Here is a 23,232-nt window from a genome sequence, read left to right as displayed (position 1 = left end):
TGGACTGGTGCTGTCTTATCCGGATCCGGCCCCTATAAGCGATATCCCTGGTGCCTCTCGAATCTCGGTGACAGCACCCCCCGGATCATGAAAGAACAGGGGGAGTGAATCATGCCGAGACCGACAGACCAGCAACCCCAATTCTTCCTCAATGAGTCCGTTTAAGGGGCTAGTTAAAAGGTAACGGGGGGGTCCGAGTTGTACGGCAGCGTGCCAGGCGGACAGGCCGAATAACTGCATGTGCCCCCACGGCGATCATGGCGCGATGGTGGTGGGCAGCGAGCTTCCGGATCACCGGTATCTGTTCCTGTCCGACACCCTGCCCACCGTCTGGCAGGGCGTCGACTATGCGAATGTGCCAGAGAGCGGAACGCTGGCAGTATTTGGCTCGGGCCCGGTGGTCCAGCGGCCAGACATGGCAGCCCGGCACGGCGTCGAGGTCCTTGGTTTCCCCATTGACATCGTTGCGGAGCTGCAGGAGATGACCAAGCGGGGACCGGATTCGATTTTTGATGCAGTCGGTTTGAAGGCCCACGGATCGACAGGCGAAAAGCTGGTGCAGGCAGCGGCGGGTCTGTTGCCGAAGAAGCTGGGGCAGCAGGCAATGGAAACGATTTTGGTGGATCAGACCTCGGTCCTGCACACAACCTTCGCGGCAGTGCGTCGCGGCGGAACGGTTTCACTCAGCGGCCTCCACGCGGGCGCGGCCACGCCCATGGCGTTTATCGACATTTCCGACAAGCAGATCCAACTGCGCGAGGGACAGCGCAACACCAGGAGCTGGACCCAGAGGATTCTTCCCTTCACCGAAGATCCCTCCGACCCGCCGGGACTCGATGATCTGGTGGCCCACACAGCTCCCTCGTCGTAGGGCTCCGAGCTGTGCGAAACGTTCCAGAAGAAGGCGGGACGGTTGCAACAAGGTCGTGCTCGATCCCTGATCTGCAGTCTCGTCCAAACACGAGGCAGAGGCGGTGTTGCCCGGTTCAGTCGCCGAGCGGAATCCTTCCGGTCAGCTGCTCGTGACCCAGCGCGCCTGTCTGGGAATCGGCGATCACCTTCCGGGCCGCGTCGGTCTGGTCCTCGACGTTCCACAGCAACACCCCGGAGACCTCTCCGGCGTCGCTGAGGTAGTAGACAACGCCGCGGCTGCGGTCCTCGGCCCAGTCCTGCACCATCTCAAGGGACGAGTCCAGGCGGCCGACCGCCGCGTACCGGGTGCCGAAGAGCACCGAGTAGAAGTACGGGGTGTGGGTGTGTGGCTCCAGCGGACCCGCCATGTTGGCGCCTGCACGTGAGCCCATCTCGTTCGCGTTATCCACGTGCTCAACCCGGCGTCGCCCCAGCAACCTGTCGGGGTGATTCGCCACGTCTCCGGCCGCGAACACTTCGGGATCACTGCTCACCAAGGTCTCGTCCACCACGATGCCGTTATCGACCGTTAATCCCGCGGCCTGGGCGAGCTCTGTCGAAGGGCTGATGCCCAGGCCAACCACGACGCCGTCCACCCTGAACTCGGCGTCCATGCCGTCGCCGATCAACAGCTGTCCATCTTCGATGGAGCCAGACTCGATCGTTGTGCCCTGAGAGAGGTTCACGCCGTTCTCGGTGAACATCCGGGTCACCTGCTGCGCCAATTCCCGGGGAAAGACCGATTCATTGACCAGGTCCTCGGGATAGGCGAGTGTCACCCGGGTGTCGTTGAGCAACAGCGCACAGGCCAGCTCGGTGCCGATGAATCCGCTTCCCACCACCAGCAAGTGCCGATCTTTCTCTGCCAGTTCGCGCAGCTTGCGGTAGTCCGTGACGGTACGGAAGTAAATCACCCGATCGTCATCGGGAAAATCGAGCCGATGCGGTTGCCCGCCGGTGGCCAGTAACAGTTTTTCGTAGCCCACCCGCGCGCCGGAGGCCGTGTCCACGGTGTGCGCCTTGAGGTTGATCATCGTCGTCGGGTCGCTTGTCACCAGCTCGGCGCTGATCTCGTCGGTGGTGTTCAGCCAGACCTTCTCGAAGCCGAATTCCGGGTCGGTCCACAGCTTCTTGGACAGGGCCGGCCGGGTGACTGACGGCTCCGGATCGGAACCGATGAGCAGGATCGATCCCCGGGCGTCAGCGCAGCGGATCGCCTTGGCTGCGGCGTCCCCTGCCATCCCGCCACCAATGATCACGTATGTCGTAGCGTTCCTCGGTGAAAGACATCGGCACCCCTTAGATCGTCGCGACAGAGCCGGAATCGACCCGGTAATTGGAACCGTTGACAAAGCTCGCGCGGTCCGAACACAGGAACGTGATCACGGCGGCCACTTCCTCGGGTTCACCGCGGCGCTTGAGTTCCATATAAGGGCGCTTTTCATCCAGGAAACTCTGGATCGCCTCATCGACCGTGGTCCCGAGCTCCTTGGCGCGTTTTTCCATCATGGCATCGGTCATCGGGGAACTGATGAACGCGGGGGAAACGGTGTTCACCAACAGGCCTTCCGTGGCATAACTGCGTGAGAGTCCCTTAGCCATGGCCAGCACGCCGGCCTTGGCTGCGCAGTATGGAAGCTCGTCGTCATAGGGCTGCACCGCATCTTCGCTGGTGAGGTAGACGATGCGGCCCCAACCGCCTTTGCGCAACGCCGGCAGGAAAGCCTTGGTGAGCCGCACCGGACCCAGCAGATCGACGGTGATCGTGTTCACCCATCCCTCGTCGTCTATCTCGTGGAACAACCCCTGTGCCCCGGTGATACCGGAGGACTGCACAAGGATGTCGATTTCTCCCACCGCTGCCTCGGTGTCCTTGCGCAGCTTGTCCACCGCGTCGAGGTCGGTGAGGTCGGCCGCAAAGGCGAATAGCCTGCCCTTGGCGGCGTTCAGCTTGCAGGCGGCCTCATCCAGTGCGACCTGGTCCAAATCGGAGAGCACAACGATCGCGCCCTCCTCCAGCAGCTGCCGCGCTGTAGCCGATCCGATGCCACCGGCGCCGCCGGTGACCAGTGCGATCTTGTCCTTGATGCCGAGATCCATGATCATCCTTTCGAAGTCCTGTAGCGAACATAACAACGTAGAGTCGGTTCGACAACCCACAGGCAGGTTCCCACGGCAAGGAGTCATCATGGCAAGGTTCACGACCACAGACGGCGTCGAGCTGAATTTCATCGATACCGGTTCGGGTCCTGCCCTCGTGCTCTTGCACGGTTGGGGGTTCAGCCACCGTTTCTTCGACGGTGTCGTCCCCGCGCTTTCGAGGAACCTCCGGGTCGTGGCGCTGGATTTGCGTGGGCACGGAGACTCCGGCGCCCCGCGGTACCAACCCCGGGTGGCACGGATGGGCGCGGACCTCCACGAGCTGCTTGGGCACCTTGACCTGGAGGAGGCGGCCGTGCTGGGTTGGTCACTCGGTTCGGCAGTCATCTGGAGCATGTTGGAGAACTTCGGGTCCCAACGGGTTGCCGCGGGGATCTTCTGCAGCCAGGTGCCTCGACAGTATCTGGCCGAGGACTGGCCATGGCACCACGCCCAGTGTTTCGATGACTCGGGTCTGGCCAGGTTCCAAGGACAGGTCCATTACCAGCTCGAGACCATGATCAAGGAGCAAGTCGATGAGATCTGCGCAGCCCCGGTGAGCGAGGCGGACCGGGCATTGTTCGTGAACGAGATGGCAAAGTGCCCGGCTGCGGTGCGCAACGCGATCATGGCCGATCACACGCGTCACGACTGGCGCGACTTCCTTCAACAGCTGGATTTGTCCACCTTGGTCATGACCGGCCAACAGGACCAGGCCTACGACTGGCGCGGCGTGGCCTGGATCGGCGATCACGTCCCCGGGGCACAGACGGTGTTGTTCCCCGACAGTGCGCACGCGATCTTCCACGACGAGCCCGAACGGTTCGTTTCCGCGGTGCTGGACTTCGTCGCACACACATCTGCAGGGACGCGAGGATCAGCTCGCCCAACCAGTTCGGATGCCGACAGCTGATCCCCACCGACGCAATCCTGCAAACCCGAAGGGGCGTGGGCTTAAGAAGGCCAACCGCCGTAGACCCTGTGCATCGGCGGGCTTGAAAGGTGGTTCCTGCATTCCATGCCCCGGCAAGGCGCCCAGCGAGGTGAAAGCCGGTGGCGCGGGTCCTGGGCCGCGTCCGCCAGGTTGCCAAGGTGTTGCCTGAAGCACTGTTTGCCTGTCGCATTCCTTGGGAGACCGTGGTCGCCAAGCCACACCGACTTCCGCCGCCCGCGCCGGTGGCCGCCCGCATGCTGCTCCCACGGGAACCCGCCCTTGCCTGGGAACGGCCACAACCTTCTTACTGCCTTCGTATCGGGAGCCGGGACGTTTTCGGCGATTTCTCTTTGAGGGATCAGTCCCCTTCCCTAGCCCTTTCATGGTCACCGGACGTACGTTGGCTATGGACGCCACACGCCGGGGGTCGATCCCGGCGCACACCATTTCCCATAGCTAAGGATGCGCAAGACATGAGCACAAATCACGCACCGCGCCCGGGTGCCGAAAAGTTGGACGATGAACAACTCGATCTTGCGCACCGATTGGCGACGCAGCTGAGGGTGGATTCGATCCGTTGCAGCACGCAGGCAGGCTCCGGGCACCCTACATCCTCGCTGTCGGCCGCTGACCTGATGTCGGTCCTGCTTCTGCACCACATGCGCTACGAATGGTCCAATCCCGGGCTTGGGTCCAACGACCACCTGATCTTTTCCAAGGGCCATGCCTCTCCATTGTTGTACTCGATTTATCGATCCGTCGGCGTGCTCGATGAGGACGAACTGGTCAACACCTACCGCAAGTTCGGTTCCCGCCTCCAAGGACACCCAATGCCGATCCTGCCGTGGGTCGATGTAGCAACCGGTTCACTCGGGCAAGGTCTGCCTGACGCCGTCGGGGTGGCCCTGGCCGGGAAGTACCTCGACAAGTTGCCGTACCAAACGTGGGTGCTGTGCGGTGACAGCGAAATGGCCGAGGGATCCATGTGGGAAGCCATCGACAAGGCCGCCTACTACAAGCTCGGAAACCTCACCGCCATCGTGGATGTGAACCGTCTGGGCCAAAACGGACCTACGGAGCTGCAATGGGAGATGGAGAAGTATGCCCAGCGGGTCGAGGCGTTCGGGGCCCGGGCGGTGGTGATCGACGGCCACGACCTGGCGGCCATCGATTCCGCATTGGCCGAGGCGCGCTCCAACCCCGATCAGCCCACCGTGGTGCTGGCACGCACCATCAAGGCCAAGGGTGTCCCGGAGATCGAGGACATGGAGGGTTGGCACGGCAAGGCACTGCCCAAGGACATGGCGCAGCGGGCCATTGCCGCACTGGGCGGGGTGACGGATTTGTCCATCACGACCGCGTCCCCCGTTAAGAGCGCACCGCAGGCACAGGCCGCGCCATCGGCGCCGGTGAAACTGCCGAGGTGGGACATCGGCGAAGAGGTAGCCACCCGGGTGGCGTTCGGGGCAGCCATTTCTGCATTGGCTGTGCGCCCGGAGGTGGTGGTCCTGGACGGCGAAGTCGGCAATTCAACCCATGCCGGGGACTTCAAGGATGCCTGCCCGGAACGATTCTTCGAGATGTTCATAGCAGAACAGCAGCTCATCGCCTCGGCGATCGGCCTCTCCGTGCGCGGATACATCCCCTTCGCTTCGAGCTTCGCCGCCTTCCTGGTCGCCCGGCCCTACGACTTCATCCGGATGGCCGGGGCCTCGGAAGCCAACATCAGATTGGTCGGGACCCATGCCGGGGTGGAAATCGGGCAGGACGGCCCCTCCCAGATGGCGCTCGAAGACATTGCTGCGATGCGCGCCATTCACACCTCAACCGTCCTCTACCCCGGCGATGCCCCATCGACAACTGCCTTGGTCGCCAGCATGGCCGACACCGATGGCGTGGTCTACCTCCGGGCGACCCGGGGTGCCTACCCGGTCATCTACGGACCTGACGAAAGATTCCCTATCGGCGGATGCAAGGTCCATGGTGCAGGCCCGGAGGACAAGGTAGCGTTGATCGGCGCGGGCGTCACGCTGCATAAATGCCTGGCCGCTGCCGACGAGCTGGCCCAGGCAGGTATCCCTGCCCGGGTGATTGACCTCTACTCGATCAAACCATTGGATCGAGCTACGCTTCTTGAGACGTGTCGGGCTGTCGGCAACCGCTTGGTTGTGGTGGAGGACCATTACCCCCACGGCGGCATTGGCGGCGCCGTGATGGAGGCCCTTGCCGATGCCGACGTGGGCGAACTCCACGTCGCGCTCTTGGGCGTCAGCGGCCTCCCGAGCTCCGGGCAGCCCTCCGAACTCTTGGATGCCGCCGGCATCTCGGCCCGGCATATCGGCGCAGCTGCCCGGAAGATTGTCAAGGCCTAGGACTAAGGCGCAGCCCGGGGTCAGCGATATTGTCCTTCCGGGCAGGCCCGGTGTTGGCGCTGCGCGGGGAATTCTGTTGACCGAACCGACCGCCGAGCACGTTTGTTCGCGTCGTTCATCGTCCATCGGTGCTTTGAACCGGGAGCGGCAGGAGCCCTTTACTTCAAGGACGCTTCTCCACCGCTGGCGGAAGCGGCCCATGGGCTCGCGGGCTCCCTTCCATGTCTCTAGGTTCTTCATCCGCTCGTTGATCCATGCACGAAACCATGTGTCCGGCGCCAGGGCCATCACCGCAGGAACCTGATGGATCCCAACGAGTGTGCCTCCTCCGCCCTTCCAAGCAGATAAGGGACAGCCACAGTTATAACGTCCGTGAAGACCTGGACATTGCGTGGCCATCCGCCGATAGCCATGCGATCCCCATCCTGGGATCGTATCGTGCCTGCTGCGGGAATCGATCGGGCTTCAGGTCAACCTAGCCTCTCCGCCTTGGCAGGGTTAGGCTTCCCCTAAGACCAACTTTATTGCGAAAGGATACACTGCCTTGGACCATGAAGCCGTCCTGCCCTCGGGCCAGCAATTCCGCCTGATTTCAGGAAACCAAACCGTGGTGCTCACCGAGGTGGGTGCCGCCATCCGCTCCTACACGGTGGGTGACCGTCCCGTCCTGGATGGTTATGGCGAAGACGAAAGCTGCACCGGCACCCGCGGCCAGACACTGCTCCCTTGGCCTAACCGGATCAGGGACGGACGTTACACCTGGGGTGGGCGTACCCATCAACTTGACCTGACCGAGCCCGCCAAGCACGGGGCAATCCATGGCCTGACCCGGTGGGCCAACTGGCAGCCCGTGGAGCACCAGAAAAACAGTGCAAGTTTTCGCTACGTCCTGCACCCCTGCCCTGGTTGGAACGGCATCCTTGAATGCCGGCTGGACTATACCCTGGATGACTCCGGGCTGGGCGTTCGCACCACCGCAACCAATATCGGTTCCACTTCCTGCCCATACGGTACCGGCGCGCACCCGTACCTGACGGTGGGCACCGCCACCATCAACGACGCCCATGTGCGTGTACCGGCTTCCGCGTACCTGCCCGTTGACGATCTTGGGATTCCTGCCGGCCAGGATGCAGTGGACGGTACGCACTACGACCTGCGAAACATCCAGGAGATCGGGGCCCGTCAGATCGATGCCGCTTATACGCAGCTTAAACGCGATGTAGATGGCCGGGCGCGAGTCCGTCTCGAGTCGCCGCGTGGACATGCCGTCGAATTGTGGACCGACGAGTCCTACCCGTACCTGGAAATCTACACCGGCGACACCCTTCCGCAGCAGGATCGCCGCCGTACTGGGATCGGGGTCGAGCCAATGACCTGCGCCCCCGATGCCTTCAACAATGGCCAGGGCCTGATTACGCTCAAACCGCAGCAGAGCCATACGGCCCTGTGGGGTATCAATCCCGACGCCTGAGGCAACAACCCACCGAAACGCTGCGGCTTCCCACGTGGGCTGTTCGAACTCGAGAAGGCCGCGGGAACTATCAGGAGCATCGGGTCCACGGACCCTACCCTGATCAAGTCTCCCTGCACCCGCCGCCAACGGCTGAATTCGTTCGTTCGGGGATGGCTGACGCGTTGGATGCGCGGAAAACTTGTGATTCCAGCAGAGGATCCGAAGCATAAACGTTGAACACGGGTCCATTGCACCGGACCAAGACCGGAGCAACAGAACCCGCCGCATGGATTTCGGCTTCTCGGCAATTTCCTTCGGATTCGCAAGAGCACTTGTTCAGCCTGAACCAAGCTCCACGGGAGAACCAACGGCAATGCTCGCATCTGCCTGAAAATACCGCAGGCCGCCGAGTGCGTGGGAACCACGAAATCAACGGCCTGCCAGCTCATGATGAAAGATGGGCCGACCCTTCAACGAGGGTTTCAGGAAGCCCCGGACGCGGACTTCTTGGCATCCCGACGCTGTCGTTTGTATCTATCGGACATCTCCTCCAGCGGAATGTTCTTGGTTTCAGGGACCTTGAAGAAGACGAACACCAATGACGCCAGGGCAAAGAACGCATACATCCCATACGTGAACGGTAGGGAAAATTCGCTCAACGCCGGGAACGTGACGGTCACGGCGAAGTTGGCGAGCCAGTTCACCGCCGTGGCAATGCCGACCGCGACGCCACGGATCTGGTTGGGGAACATCTCCCCCAGCAGCGTCCACATCACCGGCCCCCAGGAAACTGCAAAGAAGACCACAAACGCGTTTGCCGCCACCAAGGCCACGGTGCTCCAAGGCTCCGCAAGCTGGGGTTCCCCGTCAGCAATGGAGGCATTGAAGAAGCTGAGCGCCATGAGCACCAAGCTGATGGTCATGCCCGTGGAGCCGACCAACAAGAGTGGACGGCGTCCTACCTTGTCGATGAGGAAGATCGCCACGATGGTGATGACGACGTTGGTGACGGCCGTGATCACCGACGCGTTGGATGCAAACTCCGGACTGAATCCAACAGATCGCCACAGCGAGTTCGAGTAGTAGAAAATGACATTAATGCCCACCAACTGCTGGAAGGCGGCGATGACGACGCCAACCCAGACAATGGGGACCAGACCGAAGGTGCCGCCCTTGAGGTCCTTGAAGGAAGGCTTTGAATCGCTTCGGATGGACTTGCGGATGGAATCGACCAACGCCTTGGTCTCGCTCTCAGTTCGGCCATGCACATGTTCGAACACCTCGGTCGCTTTTTCCGGGTCGCCATTGGCGATGAGCATGCGCGGGGATTCCGGCAGCCTCAAGGCCAATACGCCGTAAAGCACGGCGGGAATGGCTCCGGCGAGGAACATCCAACGCCATGCCTCCAACCCGAACCAGAAGTCGGCGCCGGCGCCACCGGCAGCACCGGCAACGACGTCGTCCATCATCAACGCCACGAAGATACCGAACACAATGGCCATTTGCTGCAAGGACGTGAGCCGTCCCCTGAGCTTGGTGGGTGCGATCTCCGAAATATATGAAGGGACAATGGCTGAGGCAGCACCGATGCTCACTCCGCCGACAACTCTCCATGCCGCCAGGTCCCACGGCGCAAAGGCAAACGCGGAGCCCACGGAACCTGCCAGGAACAGGACCCCCACCATGAGCATTACCCGTGTGCGGCCCCATTTATTCGCGACGGGGCCGCCAAACCAAGCGCCAACTGCAGCACCGATGAGGGAAATGGCCACCACAAACCCGGTCACGCCAGCCGTAATTCCATACTGCTCCGTGACAGCTTCAATGGCGCCATTGATCACTGAACTGTCGAACCCAAAGATGAAACCACCCACGGCGGCACCAATGGAGATCATCACCACTCGGACGGTGTGCTGGCGATCGAGGGAACCCTTTGGCTCGCCCCCGTTTCCGCCCTGCTCCTTTTTTTGCTTCTCCACCACGAGCCTCCCGGATTGATGTTCGTACTTTTGTTCCCCCTACCCTAGTCACGCCCTACACGGAGGCACAATGATATGGGTACGGGTTTGGACCGAGTTAGATAGCAAACGGCGGAGAGGAACCGCATGAAAAGGCATCGCGTTCCGCTCCGACGGGTAGTGGGCACCACGGTCAGGTTAGCGGGCCCCGCCTCGACGTGGCGGAGGCTGAGGGACGGTCTCCCCGTGGTAGCCCAGTGCGGTTTCGCCGCCGGGGTCGCATGGTGGCTTGCGTCGACACTTTTGGGCCACCAGAAACCGGTATTCGCGGCCATCGCGGCCGTCATTTGCCTCGCTGGCGGCAAGGGCGAACGGGCACGCCAAGCAGTGGATCTGCTTGCCGGTGTCATCGTTGGGGTCATGGTCGGCGAGCTGATCCGGTGGTGGAACCCGGGCGGCGCCCTGCTGCAAGCGGTACTCGCCGTGATCCTGGGGATGGGCGCTGCCGCTGCCTTGGATTCCCGCCGCCTCGCCCACGTCCAGGGGGCAGCGTCCGCTCTGTTCGTCCTGGTCCTGCCGCCGCTGCAGAACCCCGGCAGCCGCATCATGGATGCGGCGATCGGCGGTGTCCTGGGACTGATCGGCAGCCAGATCCTTTTCACCCCCGACCCTGTCGGGTTGGTTTCAGTTGCCGCGCGACGAGTCCTGGAGAGCGTCGAGGCCTCCCTTCGTTCAAGCGCCGCCGGCCTTGAGAAAAAGGATGCAATCGTGGCCGCGATAGCCGTCGAGCGAGCACGCGAGGCACGCAGCGAACTCAGTGAGCTGGCGGCACAACGCATGATTGCCCACCGGATACGAACCAGGACGCTACGGGGACTGCGGCGTGCAGCCCGGCTACGACACTTGGAAGACCGCCTCGACCACCTGGACATGTTGGTGGCCGCCGTCCTGTTGCTAGCCTATGCGGCTGAGGAAACGACCAGCACAGACACGGAAGCCAAGCCCGACGGGCTTTCCGATTTCCTCGTAGCGGCAGCGAACGACGCGGGAACGCTCAATGAAGTGCTCGCGGAACGTTCACGCGGCAAGCACCCCATCGTGCACCTTTCCGCCAATGTTCCCAAAACATTATCCGAATCAGCAACGGTGCTCGCCCAGACAGCGGTCGATGCACTCGTCGCATTCGCCCCGATCAAGCCGAATCCGACCTAGCCACCCCATCGACGGCCGGACTAGCATGGGAAAACACCGGTTCTCCGGATGCCCAGCCCATCAGCAACCAGGACGGCGGAAACATGAACTCCTCGAAGAGTCCCCAGCGGAACGGCCACAAGATCAAGACCTTGATGATCCTAGGCGCATCCGGTGACCTCACGGCAAGACTCCTGTTGCCCGGCCTGGCCAGCCTGATCTCCCAAGGCGGCGCCGAAGGACTCAAACTGGTGGGAGCAGGCTATGACGACTGGGACCAGGAGAAATGGCGCAACCAGGTCAAGGAGTCCTCTGATGTGAGTTCCGGTGGGGGCAGCACCGCCGACAGCCCCGCCGGCAAGGAAGCCCTGGAAAAGATCGCTAAGGAAAGTGTGTACCATCAGGTGGACGTCACCGCTGAGGGCGGGCTGGCCAAGGTCCTGGCATCAGTGGAGGAACCGGTAGCCGTGTACTTCGCGCTGCCCCCCTCGATCACCGAGAAGGCCTGCGACGAGCTCAAGCAGGGAGACCTACCCGAAGGCACCCGGTTCGTGATGGAAAAGCCGTTCGGATCCGGCCAGGAATCGGCACGGAAACTGAACAAGACCCTTGAGGCTCTCCTGCCTGAGAACCGTATTTACCGGGTGGACCACTTTCGCGGCACCGGAACCGTCTTGAACATCCTGGGGGTCCGGTTCGCCAACCATTTCCTGGAACCGGTGTGGAATACCCGGCACATCGAGAAGGTGGAGATCTTCTTTGACGAGGACATCACCTTGGAGGGCCGGGCGGGGTTCTACGATCCCACCGGCGCGCTGAAGGACATGATGCAAAGCCACCTGCTGCAGATCATGGCCTTCATTGCCATGGACGAGCCTGCCACCCTGGATGAACGGGACGTGAGGGACCGGATTGCTGCAGTCCTGCGCGCGGCCGAAGTCGGGAAGGAGTATTCCAAGACCACCCGCCGGGCCCGGTACACGGCCGGAAAGATCGGCGACCGGGAAGTTCCCAACTACGTGGACGAACCCGGGGTAGATGGCAAGAACAACACCGAAACCCTCGCGGAGATCGAGGTACACATCAACAACTCGCGGTGGGCCGGAGTCCCCTTCATCCTGCGTTCGGGCAAATCACTCGCCGAGAACAAGATGGAAGCCATTGTCACGTTCAAGCCGCTCCCCCACTTGCCCACGGGTTTCACCGGAACAAACAAGGCGACGCGGATACGGATGGGCCTTGGGCCCGCTAAACTGCAGCTCGATATCGACGTCAACGGTCCCGGGGACATCTACAGCCTGGACCGCACCGAACTCAAGGCCGATCTCAACGAAACCGATCTTCTCCCCTACGGCGAAGTGCTTAAGGCCGTACTGACGGACAACGCCATGTTCTTTGTCCGCGGTGACACCGCGGTCGAATGCTGGCGGATCATCGAACCGGTTCTCGAGGCATGGGCCAACAGCGAGGTGCCTCTCCAGGAGTACCCCGCCGGGTCCCACGGCCCCGAAGACTGGGAGACTTCCCGCACGGACACACCGCTGTAGGCGCGGAGGCGGTTTACCGATGCTGCGATCCGTGGCCTCTCCCCTGGAGTTTGTCCGTGCCGCTACATGGCGACGTGGATGTCCCCGGCTGACGGTCTCGGGTCTCGGGTCTCGGGTCTCGGGTCTCGGGTCTCGGGTCTCGGGTCTCGGGTCTCGGGTCTCGGGTCTCGGGTCTCGGGTCTCGGGTCTCGGACCATGAACTCACGAGGCACAGGATGCATGCCACCAGAACAACGGGCAGGGTGCGGCCATCGGTGGCTCCGCACACGGCCATATGCCATGCTTTCCGTGACTGTTAATCCCCATCCGAAGCGATGCGAAGACCAGGTCGCCATGAACCAGTGGTCTGCCGGAAGCGACGCTGCCGTCGGTTGCCTCGTTTCCATCCTGCACCCCCATTCCTTGACACCGGCAGCACAAGGAACACAGGATGGGCAATAGACGGTTTAATAACCGATTGCGGACGACGTCCGCGACTTCGAGCAACCGAGGACATCGCCGACGGGGCGCGCCAGCGTCCCACGGATGGCCAATGTGCCACTCGGCGCCCGCACGAGTTGTCTTTTGATCTTCCCGCCCGACCGGACGGGGCTTTCATCTACTCCAAAGGAGCAAATAAACCATGTCCATTGATATCCCCACCCCCTCAGGTGACGCAGGCACCAAGCTGGAAAACTCCGAGGCTGGATTCGTAGCCCCTGCCCGGCTGCACGAGTCCTTGCAAGCCGTGCTGGTTGATCTGGTCAACCTACACCTGTTAGGCAAGCAAGCCCACTGGAACATCGTCGGAACGAACTTCCGCGACCTGCACCTGAACCTCGATGAGTTGGTGACCGTCGCCCGCGTGGGCGCCGATGATGTTGCAGAGCGGATGCGTGCCCTGCACGCTACACCCGATGCCCGGGTCGCTGTGGTCGCTGCAGGGACTTCCTTGCCCGAGTTTGCAGCCGGCGAAATCAACACCACGGACGCGATCAAGCTGGTGGTTCGTGCGATCGAGGCGACCGTGGGCACCATGCGCGAGGTCCATGACGGAGTCGACGAGGATGACCCGACCAGTGCCGATCTGCTTCACGAGGTTATCGCCAAGCTCGAGCAGCAGGCCTGGTTCATCGGGGCCGAGATCCGCGAACCATCGCCACTCACCTAGAAATGCAGGATCGCCTCCTACGCGACATTGATTACCTCGATGGCGCGGGGAAACGCGCATAAAAGACCTGCTGAGTGACTGTTGGGGTGCGCGGGCGTTCGCCAACGCACCCCAACACATTCATTTTCCGTTGCTGAACAACCTCGCCCCCAAGCTCCGCTGGATCTCGTGCATGAGTTGTTCTGGCCGATCTCGCGTAGTCTTGCCCGTCGTAACCGGGCGCTGCCTCGTTGCTGAAAGGAACAATAAAGGAACCACGGCACCTCGTTCAGCCCGGGGCTCCCCGCCGGGCTTGGTTCCGGTTTTACCCCGGTGAACCAGTGTGCGGACGGTGCCGAGGTCGGCTTCCTTGACCGACACCTTGCCGTGAATCACTTCGCTTAGCACGGACGCAGGGGGTAACCCAAGTGCGATGGCCGTCGTACGGTGCCTTGTTCCCGACGGACCCGGCGCCACGGGCGAACCGGCACTGTCCCGCGGCTATGCTTGGGGCATGCTTCCTCAGATCCCCGATTCTATGGCGACCACGGCAAAAAAATGGGCTATGCGAGTGGTTTTGGCGTTCCTCGCGGTACAGACCGCTGTGGTCGGATTCCTCGTCATCTTCGATGCCATCAAGCACCGGCAAAGAAAGACGCGACCAAATTTCCCGCATCCCGGGGTTTTTCAAGGACCCGTCGCGGATTCCGAGGTGACGATCTACACCTATGGAGAGGATCTGTATGCAGCCATGCTTGATGCCATCCGTGGCGCCAAGACGCGTATCTTCATGGAAACCTATATCTGGAAGTCCGACGACACCGGACTGCAGTTCAAGAATGCCCTGAACGACGCGGCCGCCCGCGGAGTGGAAGTCTTCGTGGTCTATGACGGGTTCGCTAACCTGGTCGTCTCGCCGTCATTCTTCAAGTTCCACCCGAAAATCCACGTCCACCGGTTCCCGGTCATGCGCCCGTCCCGGGTATTCAGTCCGTTGCGTAGCACGGGCCTTGACCACCGCAAGCTCCTGATCGTGGATGACGAGACCGGCTTCGTAGGCGGCTACAACATCGGCGAGCTCTACGCCACTGAATGGCGCGACACCCATGTCCGGATCACCGGGCCTTCTGTATGGGACCTGCGCCAGACCTTTGCGATTGTCTGGAACGCCGTCGGCGGTGCCCCGGAGATCCCACACCACTCCCCGCATACTTGGGACCTGCACATCCGCACGGTGAATAACATCCCGGCGCTTCTGGTGTATCCGATCCGTGGCCTGTACTTGGATGTGATCAATCGCGCGAGTAGCCACATTTACATTACCACTGCGTATTTCATCCCGGACCAACAAATCCTGCAGGCCCTCCTGGCTGCCAGTAAGCGGGGCGTCGACGTCCGGCTCATCATGCCGGAGAACTCCAACCACGTCCTTGCGGACTGGCTCTCCCGCGGGTTTTACACGACGTTGCTACGCGAGGGCGTAACCGTCCTGCGCTACCGCAACGCCATGATCCACGCCAAGACCGCCACCATCGATGGCCGTTGGTCCACGGTCGGCACCGCCAACATCGACAGGTTGAGCCTAACCGGGAACTACGAAACGAACCTCGAGATCCATGACCGGACGTTCGCGGAGAACATGGAAAATATTTTTGACATCGATAGTGGAAACTGCACCGAGCTGACGCTTGCCGACTGGCAAAAACGCTATGTCGCCGCACGCATCAGTGAGACGCTCCTGCGCCCGCTACGCCCGCTCCTCTAATCCATGGGTCCTCCAAAGCGGCAACAAAGATACTTCTAACTCGAGCAGCACGCTTTGCCGTGCGCGGATCTAGCAGGCCGCGGACCATGGCTTTCCACCTGGGTGGAGATTTTTCAGGCTTCCTTTTTGCGTTCCGAATCCTTGTGATCGGGTTGCCCAGCAGGGCTGCTTTTTGCGGATCCAGGTTTCTTTGTGGTGGTTCGTTTGCTCGCGGATCTTCTCTTTTTGGGTGTCTTTGGCTCTTCCTTAGAGGTTCGGTTTGCCGTTTTCTTGGTGTCGTTGGCCTTCTTTGTAATTTTCGAGGGTGTATCGCCAGTGGTCTTTTTGGCTGCCGCTTTCGTAGTCCCCGCATGTTTCTTATCGATGCTGCGCTTCAAGGCTTCCATCAGATCGATGACATCGTTGCTGTTGCGCCCGGCGTCCGCGGATGCTGCATGCTTGTCGCCGAAGGTTGCTTCCGTGTCCAGCGAGTCGCCCTGCTTGAGCTTCTCTGCGATAAGGGTGCGCAATTCGAGCTGGTATTCGTCTTCGAACTCTCCCGGGTTGAAGTCCCCTCTAAACTGCTCCACCAATGCCGAGGACATCTTCAATTCCTGAGGGCTGATTTCGCCCTTCGCCAAGTTTGATGCGAAGTCCGCCTCGCGCACTTCATCGTTCCAAAGGATGCCCTGCAGGACGAGAACCTTTCCCCGTACACGCAGGGCCCCCAGTCGCATCTTTTGTCGCAATGCGAACTTCACCACGGCTGTCAGTTCAGTATTTTCCAGAGTCTCGACCAAAAGCGCGTATGCCTTTGGTGATTTCGTATCCGGTTCCAGGTAATAGCTGCGTTCGAGCATGATGGGATCGATTTGTTCGTTGGGAACGAACTGAACCACTTCAATCTCACGGCTCTTTTCTGCGGGCAAGGACTTCAAGTCCACTTCGGTAAGAATTACCGTTCGATCACCATCGTCGTAGGCCTTGTCGATGTCTTCGAAGCCTATTTTCTTCCCACAAACTTCACACCGTCGTTGGTACCGTATGCGGCCGCCGTCGATGTCGTGGACCTGGTGCAGGCTCACGTCGTGGTCTTCGGTGGCCCCATAGGCCTTGACGGGGACGTTGACCAGACCGAATGCAATCGAACCTGTCCATATTGATCTCATAGGTCCAGTGAAACATCATAAAGATGACGTGACCAGCGGAATTTCCGGCAACTTTCTTCCCTGTCCAATGACATGAAGTGTTGCAAGAATGTATTTGGATAGAAGGAGTCGACCGTGGCCGTGAATGAACAAATCTTTGAGTTTGCTGGTCGACGGTTGAAGATCAGCAACCTCGAAAAGGTGCTGTACCCCGAGACTGGCACCACCAAGGCAGAAGTACTGGACTACTACGCGCAAATCGCACACGTCCTGATTCCGCAGTCGGCCTGGCGTCCAGCAACCCGTAAGCGTTGGGTCGACGGGGTAGGCACCACGAGCGCTCCCGGCCAAGTGTTTTTCCGCAAGGACCTGGAAGATTCGGTTCCTGAGTGGGTCCCGAGAAAAACCATCAGGCACAAGAACCGCATCAACACCTACCCAATGGTTAACGAACCTGGCGTGTTGGCGTGGTTCGGTCAATTGGCTGCGCTGGAAATCCACGTCCCACAATGGCGTTTCGGTCCTGACGGCAACCCGTCCAATCCTGACCGTTTGGTGCTGGATCTGGACCCGGGCGAAGGCGCAGGGCTTCACGAGTGCGCACAAACGGCACTGCTGTGCCGGGAGCTGCTGACAGAAATGCAGCTGGACGCGTTCCCGGTGACCAGCGGGTCCAAAGGAATCCATCTGTACGTTTCGTTGGACGGCAGCTACAGTTCAATGCAAATCTCCGACCTCGCACGGGAGATGGCTAGATCCCTTGAGGCGGATCATCCGGATCTGGTGGTGTCCGTCATGAAGAAGGCGCTACGCACAGGGAAGGTTCTTGTGGATTGGAGCCAGAATAGCGACGCCAAGACGACGATCTGTCCGTATTCGCTGCGCGGCAGGTCACGACCGACCGTAGCTGCCCCGCGCACGTGGGAAGAAATAGAGGATCCCGAACTGCGCCAACTCGATTACCAAGATGTCATGGCACGTGCCGCGGACGGCATGGACCCAATAGGAGCTCTTGGATGGCAGCAATCCGCCGGCGCGGACCGGTTGGAAAAGTACCGGTCCATGCGTGTCCCCGGCAAGACGCCCGAGCCGATTCCCAGGGAAACTGTCTCGAGCAAAGGTTCTGGTGAGTCGCGTTTCGTCATACAGGAACACCACGCGTCCCGGCTGCATTGGGATTTCCGTTTGGAGCACTCCGGAGTGCTGGTGTCCTGGGCGGTTCCCAAGGGACCACCACTGGATTCCGGAGAAAACAGGCTTGCCGTGATGACCGAGGACCACCCCTTGGACTACGGTTCCTTCGAAGGGACCATCCCCAAGGGCGAGTACGGGGCAGGTGCGGTGACAATCTGGGACACCGGGAATTGCGTGCTGGAAAAATGGCGCGAAGGCAAGGAAGTAATCGCTGTTCTGCATGGGAAGGCAGACGGCGGACTGGGCGGGATCCCCCGCCGTTATGCGTTGATCAACGCACCCGGCATGGGCGAAAAGAAGAACTGGCTCATTCATCTGATGAAAGAGCAGCCAGGGACCGGCAGCATGACAGCCACCACAGACGGCAACAGTGGGGACGTCGGGTCCGGCAGCAGCTATCCGCAGGGCGGAGAAATCGCGAACAGACCGACCACCTTATTGGCGGCACACCCCGGGAGAGGTGCGGATTTGCCATCGCCCATGCTTGCCACGGCAGGAAGTCTCCGCGAGCTGGACCGCGAACACACATGGTCCTTTGAAATGAAGTGGGACGGGATGCGCGCGATCGTGGGGGTTTTCGCCGACGAGGTCTCCCTCATCAGCAGGAATGGGCATAACGTGACCGACCAATATCCCGAGCTACAGGAACTCGCTGCACTGGCACCGGATGGCTCCGTATTTGACGGGGAAATCATCGCCGTCAATTCTTCCGCACAACCGGACTTCAGCCTGCTCCAAAGACGGATGAAACTCACTAGGAAAAGCGAGATCGAACAAGCAGTCCAAAAGGTACCCGTGCACCTCATGCTTTTTGATGTCCTGCAGCTGGTGGCAGAAACCCCGCACGGACCGGCGCATGCAACACGGTCGCTGGTCCGGGAGCCATACGCCACGCGGCGGACAGCACTTTTTGGCACTGTGGAAGAAGGACTACACGTACACCTGCCTCCGGCCCATCCTGGCACTGCCGAGGAGGCGTTTGCTGCAAGTCGGGACCTAGGCTTGGAAGGAGTGATCGCTAAAAGGGTTGAAGGACGCTATCATCCCGGAAAACGCAGCAAGGGGTGGGTCAAGCTCAAGCACGAACTCCATCAAGAAGTCATCGTCATAGGATGGCGCAAGGGTTCCGGTGCACGCAAGGACACTGTCGGTTCGTTGCTGTTGGCCGTAAACGAGGGTGGTGACCTTCGCTACGTAGGAAAGGTGGGGACTGGCTTTTCCTCACGTGACCTCGCAGAGGCCGCCACAATGCTTAACCGGATTGTTCGAAAAACCCCGCCAGTGGACGACGTACCGGCCAGTGATCGCCGCGACGCCGTCTGGGCAAGTCCCCGGCTCGTGGGAGAAGTCAAATATAGCGAACGCACACCCGGCAACAAACTCCGGCATCCAGCGTGGCGCGGCTGGCGTCCCGAAAAATCAGCGGATTCAGTTCGGTGGGAAAATCCACCTACAAAGTAACCCTCGACAACGAGAAGTTTAATTCCCTACAGTCTGGCAAGGGCGAAAAGAACCGCGGTGGGTAGACGGCGCGCCTCCTGCGATGAATCGACTTCGTATTTGAATACAGGCCAATCCCCCACTATCTTCATACAGGTCTTTGATCCGTTTTAGACTAGTTGGGGTCCAAGCCGGCGACGGTGGCATCGCCAGCGTTCAGCGATCGAGCATGCCTCGGCCGACGGTAAGTTGCCCTAAACCCACGCAGTGCTCAGACCTAAGTCCAATGAATACCCCATGCGTTTCACAGTGCCGGAATAAATGACCTGCCTGCGCGACTGCAGATGACACTACGTGGAAAGCGGACGATTGTTCCTGTTCAAGTCCCGAGCGATGGCCAAGACCACGCCGATGGCTGCCAGCGAGATGACCAACGACGAACCGCCGAACGAAACGAACGTGAGCGGCACAGCGGTCACGGGAACAACGCCTGCAACCATGGCGATGTTCAAGACAGCCTGGAATACCAGCCACATTAGGCTCACCGAGCACGCGCAAAAGGCAAAGACGGTGGTGGTCCGCAGGGCGATGCGATGGACGGAAACAGTCAATAGACCGAAGAGCGCCAAAATGAACAAGGAACCGATCAATCCCAGCTCCTCGCCGATGATAGCGAAGATGAAGTCTGTGTGCGCCTCGGGTATCCAGTGCCATTTTTGCCGGCTTTGGCCGATGCCTACGCCACACCAACCGTCCGAAGCCAATGCGTAGAGCCCCTGAAGACCTTGGTGGCAAAGGTCCATGCCATCATCGCACTCTCTGTTGGTCCAGCTCATCAAGCGAACCAAACGATTAGGGCTCAAGAGCGCAGCCGCTGTGGCAAGCAAGCCGGACCCAACCAGGACCAGAAGCATCTTCTTTAGTTCGATTCCACCCACGAGCATTGTCGCGATCATGATCAACATCAAGACCGCTGTCGTGCCCAAGTCCTTCCCCAGCAGGACCAGGATGATAAACAATCCGTTACCGACCAGAAACGGAACCGCCAAGTGCTTCCAGACGCTCTGGAGCCGCTGCTTGATGTCGATGATGTGTGACTACCTAGGGACGCTGGCATTCGAGGCAGAGAGCACCATGAGCAGTCCCAAGACCGTCAGGGTGATCGTCACCCCGACGATGATGTGCGAATCGTATGGGGTTGGGGACCCGCTCGGGACTCGACGCGCCCGTCACAGGTTGTTCTTTCACGCATGGAACCGAGCCGTCGTCCATGAACTGCGCCCAATCACCATGAACGCTGGGTTCGCCGACCTTTGCCGCGCAGGCTTGCCGATCCGTGGCCACGGGAGTTTCGAGTGAAGGGGACAGAACGGCAAAACCCCGGCGTTTCGCAATGTGGCGCTGCCAGCATGACGATCGTAGATTCGTTGGCAAGCGTCGAGCGCCAGCCCGTGATCGGTCAGCGGGGAAAAAAGTCAACTGTTTTTTCGGCATAGCGGTTCACCATAGCGCAGGTCGGCCCCGAGACCTCAATGCCCGGAAGCAGAATTGATCTGGAGTGGCACGGGAGCAGCATCGACCAGGTTCCCCTTGGCTGACGAACCAACGGTGCCTCGCCGTCAGTTCCATCCTCCGCGTATGCGTGATCCCTCGAAGCAAGTCCCGGCTACTCTCGTCGACCCCGCATTGGCAGCCCGCCATCACTACTCGATCCTTGCCCGGTTGCAGACCAGACCGATTCCTTGCCGGGATATCATTGCACCGAACAGTGTTCCAACAACTCGTTTGGGCCCTAGCTTGAGACGCTTTCCAAGCGTCCACTTGCGTGAGAGCCCCCCGCCGATGCGATAGCGCCAGATTGGGACTCACCGGACAGGAGCGGTTGTGTTACCGGTTTCTACTTTTTGGCGGAACTCTCCGTACCGAGCTGTCCCTTGGGTTGGCATGAACCACTTCCCAGGCGCCGTTCCGCCCCACCATGAAGCCCGCCTAATGGCGATAGGATCCAATGCCTGTTGCGCCATAACGGGTTGGGATGATGATGGCAATGCCCGACCCTACTTGTTTCATAGCAACCATAACTGCCAAGGTTTGGCGTGCGGCGATCGAAAAGTCCTGTATAACAAGACCCGGTGGCGCTTATGGTGGAATCCAACACCACCGTATCCTGCAGCATGCCGCTCCATGGGAATCGAGGCACCATGCCCGTCAGCAGAAACCAACCACCGGCCATCGGGCGTACAGGTGCAGACGGGGTCATCGCCCGCACCGGCGAACGGGCACGTCATGTGTTGTTCATAGTCATCCTGGCGGGGCTCACGGTCTACGGGATGCTTCAAGTCAGCATCGTGGTCATCCCGATCCTCCTGGCGCTGATCCTTGCCGCTGCAATATCCCCCTTCGTCAGGTGGTTGCGCCACCACCACTGGCCCCCCGCCCTGGCCACTGCTACGGCATTCATCCTGCTCATTGCGGTCTTTGGCGCAATGGTCAGCGCGATCGTCAGCGCGACCCGGGCGCAATGGGATTCGTTGGTCTTCGAGGCGGTGCAGCGCATCGACAAGCTCTACCTTGAGCTCAAGGACAGCCCCCTTCCCGTCGATGACTCAACTTTGAATGAAGTGCGCACCTGGGCTCAAGATCTGTTGTACACCCGGGCAGCGGGGACCACTGCAATTCAAGGACTGATCACAGTTTCAGAGGTCGTTACCGGATTCGTTCTGATGGCTGTCATCTTATTCTTTTTTCTCAAGGACGGGGGATTGATTTGGGCCTTCTTCATTCAGCGCTTGCAGGGTCCCAGAAGGGCTAAGACGCGTCTCATGGGCATCCATGCGACCGAGGTCCTGGGTGGATACGTCCGTGGCACAGCCATTATCGCCGTGGTTGATGCTGCAGTGATCGGAGCGACTTTGTTGTTCCTACGGGTCCCGCTGGCCTTGCCGTTGGCGGTGCTGATCTTTGTGGGGGCTTTTATCCCCATCGTTGGGGCCACCGTCACCGGTGTGTTGGCTGCGTTGGTTGCACTGGTGAGCAATGGGCTGGTGGACGCGCTGATCGTCGGTGCTGCCATCGTTGTGGTCAGTCAGCTTGAAGGCAACTTTCTCCAACCTGTGGTCATGGGGCGGACATTGTCGATCCACCCGCTGGTGATCCTCTTGGCCCTGACCGTCGGGACGGTTCTGGGCGGGATCCTTGGCGCGATCCTGGCGGTTCCGCTGACCGCAGTGGGATGGGCCATCATCCAGGTCTGGGTGCCTGCCAGTCCCCCTGCACCCGGGGAAGCAGAATGACTACCTCAGGACACCGGGTCTTGCTGCCACGAGGCAGCATTCCACCCGGTTGCAGCTTGCGGCGGTATCCATAGTCGGCGAGGCCACGTCTGGGCGCCTACCCGTTCTGTTTTGGGAAAACCTGCTCATTTCATGGTCCCCGCAACCTGCCCGCGGACCTCATTCACCTAGCCGTTCCCCGCCTTGACGCGGCGCGGCACGCCTGCGACGCGGGGCCCCAGATAAGTACCAGGGCTTCGACACCGGCCAAGGGCCGGAATTTGGTCATCCATCAGCTGTACCAGATCAAGATCATGTTTTCGTTTTCGTTTTAGCGTCACAGACGAACGGCCTGACGGGACCTGATCACCAATCTTCCACCGCTTCCTATCACTTCGGAGAAAACCCCCCCCCAGGATCCAAACGGCGCGTCCACATCCATGCAAATTTAAAACATGCCCAACAACAGTTCCTATTGCGTGTGGGCCAGTTCACCGTCCGGAACCGAGGGTACTCGGAACTTCTTGTCTCGAGGATCTTGAGTCTTCCATAACGGATGAACGAGGGTGAACACGATAGAACCTAAAAACTTGACTCAGAGTGGAGGATGCTGGGGAAACCAGATATTTCGCAGCACGGAACCTCTGGGCGACGGTTACCTGGCTCAAGCAACCAGTTCAGCTGCCACCCCGTTTGAGGAAAACGTGAGATGAAAAATGGCAACCTATGAATATGCAACCAATGAACTGACGCGCAGCCAGCCCAACGTCGTACCGATCAGCAAGGGCAGGATGATCGT

The 23,232-nt window shown here is 60.4% G+C and carries 15 protein-coding genes; 10 read left to right on the top strand and 5 right to left on the bottom strand.

From position 1 onward, the window contains the following. Positions 1 to 271 precede the first annotated feature (271 nt). The gene (locus ABEA12_RS10875; protein WP_345468120.1) at positions 272 to 871 is read left to right on the top strand and encodes an MDR/zinc-dependent alcohol dehydrogenase-like family protein; all 600 of its coding nucleotides are present in this window, start codon (positions 272 to 274) and stop codon (positions 869 to 871) included. Between the two features lie 115 nt (positions 872 to 986). On the opposite strand, the gene ABEA12_RS10870 is transcribed toward ABEA12_RS10875, so the two are convergent. Both ABEA12_RS10870 and ABEA12_RS10865 read right to left on the bottom strand, forming a co-directional pair. Next, positions 987 to 2,171, bottom strand: a complete 1,185-nt coding sequence (locus ABEA12_RS10870; RefSeq protein WP_345468117.1) for an NAD(P)/FAD-dependent oxidoreductase — start codon at positions 2,169 to 2,171, stop codon at positions 987 to 989. A gap of 40 nt (positions 2,172 to 2,211) precedes the next feature. Continuing rightward, positions 2,212 to 3,012, bottom strand: a complete 801-nt coding sequence (locus ABEA12_RS10865) for an SDR family NAD(P)-dependent oxidoreductase (protein WP_210100490.1) — start codon at positions 3,010 to 3,012, stop codon at positions 2,212 to 2,214. An 88-nt stretch (positions 3,013 to 3,100) separates the two neighbouring features. Between ABEA12_RS10865 and ABEA12_RS10860 the strand changes: the two genes are divergently transcribed. From ABEA12_RS10860 to ABEA12_RS10850, 3 genes are all read left to right on the top strand, one after another. After that, positions 3,101 to 3,964 (top strand): alpha/beta fold hydrolase, encoded by an 864-nt coding sequence (locus ABEA12_RS10860; RefSeq protein WP_210100489.1) that lies wholly within the window; start codon positions 3,101 to 3,103, stop codon positions 3,962 to 3,964. Between the two features lie 494 nt (positions 3,965 to 4,458). Next, positions 4,459 to 6,357, top strand: coding sequence for a transketolase (locus ABEA12_RS10855; RefSeq protein WP_210100488.1), 1,899 nt, complete (start codon positions 4,459 to 4,461; stop codon positions 6,355 to 6,357). A gap of 544 nt (positions 6,358 to 6,901) precedes the next feature. Continuing rightward, on the top strand, positions 6,902 to 7,828 hold the full coding sequence (locus ABEA12_RS10850) for an aldose 1-epimerase family protein (protein ID WP_210100487.1): 927 nt from the start codon (positions 6,902 to 6,904) through the stop codon (positions 7,826 to 7,828). A 464-nt stretch (positions 7,829 to 8,292) separates the two neighbouring features. Here the strand turns inward: ABEA12_RS10850 and ABEA12_RS10845 are convergent, their stop codons facing one another. Next, positions 8,293 to 9,789 (bottom strand): sugar porter family MFS transporter, encoded by a 1,497-nt coding sequence (locus ABEA12_RS10845; RefSeq protein WP_345468112.1) that lies wholly within the window; start codon positions 9,787 to 9,789, stop codon positions 8,293 to 8,295. 225 nt (positions 9,790 to 10,014) lie between these two features. Between ABEA12_RS10845 and ABEA12_RS10840 the strand changes: the two genes are divergently transcribed. The 4 genes from ABEA12_RS10840 to ABEA12_RS10825 all read left to right on the top strand — a co-directional run bounded on the left by ABEA12_RS10840 (position 10,015) and on the right by ABEA12_RS10825 (position 15,400). Then, complete coding sequence (locus ABEA12_RS10840; protein ID WP_210100486.1) at positions 10,015 to 10,980, top strand: FUSC family protein; 966 nt, start codon at positions 10,015 to 10,017, stop codon at positions 10,978 to 10,980. 83 nt (positions 10,981 to 11,063) lie between these two features. Beyond that, positions 11,064 to 12,506, top strand: coding sequence for a glucose-6-phosphate dehydrogenase (locus ABEA12_RS10835; RefSeq protein ID WP_210100485.1), 1,443 nt, complete (start codon positions 11,064 to 11,066; stop codon positions 12,504 to 12,506). Positions 12,507 to 13,128: 622 nt separating this feature from the next. Beyond that, a complete protein-coding gene (locus ABEA12_RS10830) occupies positions 13,129 to 13,656 on the top strand; it encodes a Dps family protein (protein WP_210100484.1) in 528 nt (175 codons plus the stop codon). A 412-nt stretch (positions 13,657 to 14,068) separates the two neighbouring features. Then, positions 14,069 to 15,400: a phospholipase D-like domain-containing protein gene (locus tag ABEA12_RS10825; RefSeq protein ID WP_345468108.1), complete on the top strand. Its 1,332-nt coding sequence runs from the start codon at positions 14,069 to 14,071 to the stop codon at positions 15,398 to 15,400. A 113-nt stretch (positions 15,401 to 15,513) separates the two neighbouring features. Here the strand turns inward: ABEA12_RS10825 and ku are convergent, their stop codons facing one another. Continuing rightward, a complete protein-coding gene (gene ku / locus ABEA12_RS10820) occupies positions 15,514 to 16,548 on the bottom strand; it encodes a non-homologous end joining protein Ku (protein ID WP_210100483.1) in 1,035 nt (344 codons plus the stop codon). A gap of 120 nt (positions 16,549 to 16,668) precedes the next feature. Here ku and ABEA12_RS10815 point away from each other — a divergent pair, with 120 nt between their 5' ends. Continuing rightward, positions 16,669 to 19,182 carry an ATP-dependent DNA ligase gene (locus ABEA12_RS10815; RefSeq protein WP_345468105.1) on the top strand — a complete coding sequence of 838 codons (2,514 nt, stop codon included), beginning with the start codon at positions 16,669 to 16,671 and terminating at the stop codon, positions 19,180 to 19,182. A gap of 329 nt (positions 19,183 to 19,511) precedes the next feature. On the opposite strand, the gene ABEA12_RS10810 is transcribed toward ABEA12_RS10815, so the two are convergent. Beyond that, complete coding sequence (locus tag ABEA12_RS10810; protein ID WP_345468123.1) at positions 19,512 to 20,243, bottom strand: FtsW/RodA/SpoVE family cell cycle protein; 732 nt, start codon at positions 20,241 to 20,243, stop codon at positions 19,512 to 19,514. A gap of 1,119 nt (positions 20,244 to 21,362) precedes the next feature. On the opposite strand from ABEA12_RS10810, the gene ABEA12_RS10805 reads away from it, so the two are divergent. Beyond that, a complete protein-coding gene (locus tag ABEA12_RS10805; protein ID WP_210100480.1) occupies positions 21,363 to 22,454 on the top strand; it encodes an AI-2E family transporter in 1,092 nt (363 codons plus the stop codon). Positions 22,455 to 23,232: the final 778 nt, after the last annotated feature.

Source organism: Paeniglutamicibacter antarcticus, assembly GCF_039544305.1.
Lineage (GTDB): Bacteria > Actinomycetota > Actinomycetes > Actinomycetales > Micrococcaceae > Paeniglutamicibacter > Paeniglutamicibacter antarcticus_C.
The sequence above is the reverse complement of the archived record's forward strand: the minus strand, read 5'-3'. Positions and strand labels throughout refer to the sequence as shown.